Origin of the sequence: Acidisphaera rubrifaciens HS-AP3 (genome assembly GCF_000964365.1) — a bacterium.
In the GTDB taxonomy this organism is placed as follows: Bacteria; Pseudomonadota; Alphaproteobacteria; order Acetobacterales; family Acetobacteraceae; genus Acidisphaera; species Acidisphaera rubrifaciens.
Map to the genome: position 1 here is coordinate 1 of NZ_BANB01000707.1, position 1,292 is coordinate 1,292.

At 69.6% G+C, this 1,292-nt stretch carries 2 protein-coding genes; both read right to left on the reverse strand.

The genetic code is table 11. The features are described from left to right. Positions 1–107 precede the first annotated feature (107 nt). On the reverse strand, positions 108–416 hold the full coding sequence (locus B8460_RS16705) for a hypothetical protein (RefSeq protein ID WP_048862749.1): 309 nt from the start codon (positions 414–416) through the stop codon (positions 108–110). Between the two features lie 42 nt (positions 417–458). Then, positions 459–1,292: protein-methionine-sulfoxide reductase catalytic subunit MsrP (gene msrP / locus B8460_RS16710; RefSeq protein WP_048862750.1), on the reverse strand; the 834-nt coding region annotated here is incomplete at its 5' end.

Sequence of the window (1,292 nt, forward strand, 5' to 3'; positions counted from 1 at the left end):
CGGCAGGGCGTGGGGCGGCGCGCAGGCGCGGGGCACCGGCGCGGGCGGCGAGCGTGGCGGGGTCGCGCAGGGACCCGTAGAGGAACAGCCGCAAATGCCGGCGCGGCTCAGGATCGGCGGCGGCGCGCGGTCTCGGTCTTCGGCCGGCGGGTGAGGCTGACCGACAGGCCGGCGGCGACGATGCCGGCGCTGATCGGCAGCAGCCAGTCGGGGCGGATCAGCAGCGGCATGATGATCCACGTCCACGCCCAGGCGGGCAGCGCGTGGCGCAGCCCGGATTCCACCCAGTCGAGGGCATCGCCGTCGATGGCGTAGATCAGCTGCGCCAGCGGCGCGTCCACGGGAAGCAGCATGGCAATCGCGATGCCGCCGACCAGACAAACCGCAGCGATCACGGCGAACGCGCGTTGCACCACGACCCGAACCCTCCGGCCCCGCTCCATGCCGGACGAGGCCCCTTACATAAACAGCTTTTCATGCGTCTTGTCAGCATACAAGGCGGCGACCACCGGGCCGTAGCCGTTGTAGATCTGCGTCGGCACCATCTCGTCGCTGCCGAGCAGCCGCTCCAACGCCTGACTCCAACGCGGATGCGGCACCGCCGGATTGACGTTGGCCCAGAAACCGTACTCGTCGGGCGCCAGCTGCGCCCAGAACGTGTCCGGCCGCGTGTCGGTGAAGCTGATGCGGACCAGCGACTTGGCCGACTTGAAGCCGTATTTCCACGGCAGGGTCAGGCGGATCGGGCCGCCGTTCTGCGGCGGCAGCGGCTTGCCGTAGAGGCCGGTCGAGAGGAAGGCGATGTCGGCCATCGCCTCCTGGATCGTCAGCCCTTCCTGGTATGGCCAGGTGAACAGGGGCGAATGCACGCCGGGCATGGTGTCGTCCTGCACCACCGTCTGGAACACGAGGTATTTGGCCGAGCCGAGCGGCTGCGCGAGGCGGACGAGGTCGGCCAGCGGAAAGCCGGTCCAGGGCACGGTCATCGCCCAGGTCTCGACGCAGCGGTGGCGGTAGATGCGCTCCTGCAGCCGCACCTGGCGCAGCAGGTCGTCGAGCGCCCAGGTCTTCTTCTGCGCCACCATGCCGTCCACGGTCAGCGTCCAGGGCTTCATCTTCAGCGCCTGGGCCGCCTCCCACAGGTTCTTGCTGGTGCTGAACTCGTAATAATTGTTGTAGGTCTCGGCGTCGCGCTCGGCGGTCAGGGCGCGGCCGGGCTGATAGGCCGGGTTGCGCGGCGCCGCCTCGCTCGGCGTGGCGCGCCATTCTCGACGCCGCCGATCTGCAGCGGA